We start from the raw sequence: 3,877 nt of genomic DNA on the forward strand, positions 1-3,877 counted from the left end.
GTTTCATACCCCGCGCCCCCTTTCCCTTATTTTATCACATCTTCCATTATTTCGGGGAATTAAATCAGCGTTTCCTTTATTTATTGGAATGCTGCTGCGCGCGATTTCCCTGTCGGTCATCTACAAAACCCTGAGTGAAATGTGAGGCGGAACATGATAAAGAAACATAAAGGCTTTTATCTATGCGCCCTTGGACTCTGCGTTACGGCTGTCCCGCTGTTTACAGACGGCGGTAAAGTTTATAGCGTTTTGGGCCCTGCGCTGGTCCTTTTGGGCGTACTGTCAAATGGGCTGGGACAGTCTAAAGTGGGGAGCGAGAGAAAACCTGTCAGCAAAATGAAAGTGATTCAGCTATGCTGCCTGGCGGCGAGCCTCATGGTTATGATGATCTCCGCTTATCTGCAATTAGACCCGGTAACATTGCGGACGAGAGCGCGGCCCATTTCTATGGCGCTGACGATGATTGCGGTCTTCCTCCCGGAAATGGTGAAAGAGACTCCGGATGACGAGGCATAACAGGAGGCATTGCAATGGGAGACAGTAAGCGCTGGAGCGCCGCCGACATCGCGGCGCTTCTATGGGTGGTCCTGCATTTCTTTACTAGCATTCACAGCTATTTTGAAAGCTGGTATTACACCTACACGGGCTGGTCCTGGGCCTTTTTGGGAATTTGGCTCCTGGGACAGGTGGTTATAGACGTATGGATTAGCTCTGGGAAACCGGGACTGCTCCGCTTTGTAAAATGGTACTGGGGAGTCAGCGCTGTGCTGGCGGCGGGAGGGCTTTTCGTGTCCACGCTGAGCGTTTCTTTTTGGGTCGTGATTCTTCTTTGGACGATCTGCGCGTTTCTGACGCCGCTGTATCAGCTCCTGGCCTTCGCCTGGCTGCTGTTTGACAAGCTGCTGGGGATCAGGGGAAGCACCCTGTATGGCGTCGAGTGGTCGGCGATTCTGCTGTTCTGCCTCGTCCACTTCATTTACTTCGCTTGGCTCCACCGCCGGGCCGAAAGGAAATATAACCGATGAAAAAAGGACTGTACGCTTCTCTTCTCTGCGTTCTTCTGTCCATACTGCTCACTGGCTGTGTCCGGCTGACAATAGACCCCTCTCCACAAGAGCTGATGGGCTTCCAGGAGGACGTTCTGGCGGCCTATGACGGGGCGGCGCGGCTCTACGACTGGTTTGATCTGGCCCCCATGCCCGTGGATGAGTCTGATTCTGTGCGGGAAGGCGAAACCACCTATTTTCGGGTACGGGACGACGGCATTGCCAGCACAGAGGACCTGCGCTCCCGGCTGGAGGAGGCGTTCACCCCCGAGCTGGCAGAAGAAATCTTCAACAAGGGCCAGTATCGGGATTTTGACGGCAGGCTGTACGCCGTCCCCGGCGGGAGGGGCGCGAATATCTATTTCCTGGACAAAACCGTTCAGGCGGAGCGGCTGAGCGAGGACCGCTGGGAAGTGACGCTGACGTTCTGGGCGGATTTTGAGGACAGCCATATGGTGCCGGTGCCGGGGACCGACTTCTCCACGTCCTATCCGATTGCTACGGCCGGATATTCCACAACGACGATTGATTACGAGCGAACGCCGAAGGGCTGGCGCTTCACCAGCTTCTGTCCCTCCGACGCTTTGGATTTGGAGGCGGAAACGGTCTATACCTTTGACTACGCCCAGGGCCTCCGGGAGGATTGCTCCGACTGGGAGATGATTTGCTATCTTCTCCACGCCGACGGAGGTTTTGCGGAGGGGGCTTTTTACCGGCTGTATCAGCGATTCCTGGACCGGCCGAACGACATTCTCTCCAGCCTGGCCCTGCTGGATACCGCTCCCTATGGGGTTTCCCGCCTTAACAGCCTGATCGCCGGTCCCGGTTACGAGGCCGCTTACGAGGACGAGGCGGGGAGGCTTGCCTTTGAGGAGGCGGTAAGGCTCTGTGTTCCAGCCAATGAGGCGGAACGGGCCGTCCTGAAAAAAATCCAGGGCGCCTATGACTCCGTTCTGCGGCAGGAACAGGCTTGGACGGATCTTCGGAATCTTCGCTTTTCCTTCACCGTTCCCAATACCGCCGTGTTTACCCTGGGGCCGCAGGAGGGGGCGTTCCCCTGGGGGGTGGCGCTGGACGTGGAGCCGGTTCTCGTCTCTCCTGCTATGGACAGCTTTGGCCCCTGCTATGAGGCGGCGCTGGACGCCGTGACATTGGAGTACACCGTTAACCCTGACGATGGAACGGAAGTGCTTTATAAAATGACGACCAGCGATCCCCGAGTTTCCACCGACAGCGGCGTTTCCGTGGGGGATTCCCTGGCGCGGGTGCGGGAGCAGTACCCGGATATTGTACCGCTTGACTGGTATGCAGAATCCGGCCTTGCGTATGTCTGGGAGCCGGGAGGGGACGCTTACTGCAAGCATATCGCCTTTTTTACACAGGATGACATTGTAACAGGGATTGAAATTGAGAATCTGGTGGACGGACGGCTGCTGGAATGATTGCCGCCGGAACGCTTTTGATTCTGTTAAGAACGAGAGAGCTCATGGAACTGTGAAAACGGGAGGTGTATTCTGTGAAGAAAAGACTAGATATGAAAAGACTAGACTGTGCTTTGAATGCAGCAATCGCTTCCGATATTACGTTTCTTTTGGGACGTACCATATCTATATTTCGGGATTTCAAGGCACATCCGGGACTCTATGAGAAGCTGGGAATCCCATGGTATAAGGATGTTTTGGTCATTGCCAAGTATACCATAATTATTTTGTTCGTAACTCTTGCGATCAAGCTGGTTGTCCGAATCAAAATGAAGCGGCAATGACGTTATGCGCCTTTTTCCAAGCCAGATTGCCTTATGAAAAAGCAGGAGGTGAGTTTCTTTGGAGCGGGTAAAAGAATGGATGAAACTGCACGCTGTGCTGGTGATTGTTCTGCTGTGCGGCGCTGTTTTGTTTGGCCGGATGGCCTTGACGGCCCGTGAGGCTCGAAACATCCAAGGCGTGGTCGTGGAGATTCGAGCCGGGGAGGATGGAAGCCTGGCTTCCTTTGTTCTGGAACGGGACGGAGTAAGAACGGGCGTTATTATGACGGAGAATACACGCGCCTGGTCTAGAGAGAGCGCATCCGGCCAGTCGCGCCGGCTACTCCAGGAAGAGATTCAGATTGATGCGGAGGTCAGTGCGTGGTGCGTTCCATTTCGGACGAGGCTGAAGACAACGGCAGGGCGCATTACCGCTTACCGGGCAAAGTCCGTAGATATCGTCGGCAGCTTGGAGCGGAACACTCTGACTCTCCGGGACGGAACGGCGGTAGACGTTCTCTCCAGCGATTCAGGGTTCCGCTGGATATACTACTTGCCAGACGGAACGGAGCTGCTGCGGGTCAGAGCGCCCGGCGGCGATCCGATGAGCGGCGTTGCGGATGGAGACGAGGCGTTTGGAACGCTGAGCGAAAAGGCCCGAAAGAAAATCCTCGCCTATTACGCGGAGCAAAAGCCGCTCTACGACGAGCGGGAGGAGCTGGAAAAGTGCTATGCCGAATGGCGGGAACTGGGAGAGAACTACAGCGCGGGATATATCCAGCAGAACGTTTGGCTCAGGGCATACAATGAGAAGGTCCTGTATTTTGAGACGCTCGCGGCCCTGCCGGGCGGAGGGAACGCCGATATCAGCCTGGGAGTGGCCTTTGACCGGGAATCCGGGGAGAAGCTGGATTTCCGGCACGTGTTCGCCGTGCCGGAGGAGGAGGTCTGCCGCCGCCTAGCGGGATGGATATACGATGAGTCCCTCTGGGCGGAGATGGCGGAGGTCTTAAGGAAGCACTGATTAAAGCAGGTAAAAACCAGGCAAACAGACGAAGGCAGTGGAAACGTCTCATAAAGGACCATA

The 3,877-nt window shown here is 55.6% G+C and carries 5 protein-coding genes; all 5 read left to right on the forward strand.

The genetic code is table 11. From position 1 onward, the window contains the following. Positions 1-336 precede the first annotated feature (336 nt). The gene (locus tag JX325_RS13485) at positions 337-516 is read left to right on the forward strand and encodes a hypothetical protein (protein WP_204791619.1); all 180 of its coding nucleotides are present in this window, start codon (positions 337-339) and stop codon (positions 514-516) included. Between the two features lie 14 nt (positions 517-530). Further along, positions 531-1,025: a hypothetical protein gene (locus JX325_RS13490; protein WP_204791620.1), complete on the forward strand. Its 495-nt coding sequence runs from the start codon at positions 531-533 to the stop codon at positions 1,023-1,025. Then, positions 1,022-2,488: a hypothetical protein gene (locus JX325_RS13495; RefSeq protein WP_204791621.1), complete on the forward strand. Its 1,467-nt coding sequence runs from the start codon at positions 1,022-1,024 to the stop codon at positions 2,486-2,488. Before JX325_RS13490 ends, JX325_RS13495 begins: the two co-directional genes overlap by 4 nt. Before the next feature lie 74 nt (positions 2,489-2,562). Beyond that, positions 2,563-2,811, forward strand: coding sequence for a hypothetical protein (locus tag JX325_RS13500; RefSeq protein WP_204791622.1), 249 nt, complete (start codon positions 2,563-2,565; stop codon positions 2,809-2,811). A gap of 58 nt (positions 2,812-2,869) precedes the next feature. Beyond that, a complete protein-coding gene (locus JX325_RS13505) occupies positions 2,870-3,814 on the forward strand; it encodes a hypothetical protein (protein ID WP_204791623.1) in 945 nt (314 codons plus the stop codon). Positions 3,815-3,877: the final 63 nt, after the last annotated feature.

Source organism: Oscillibacter sp. CU971 (assembly GCF_905219725.1).
Classification (GTDB): Bacteria; Bacillota; Clostridia; order Oscillospirales; family Oscillospiraceae; genus Oscillibacter.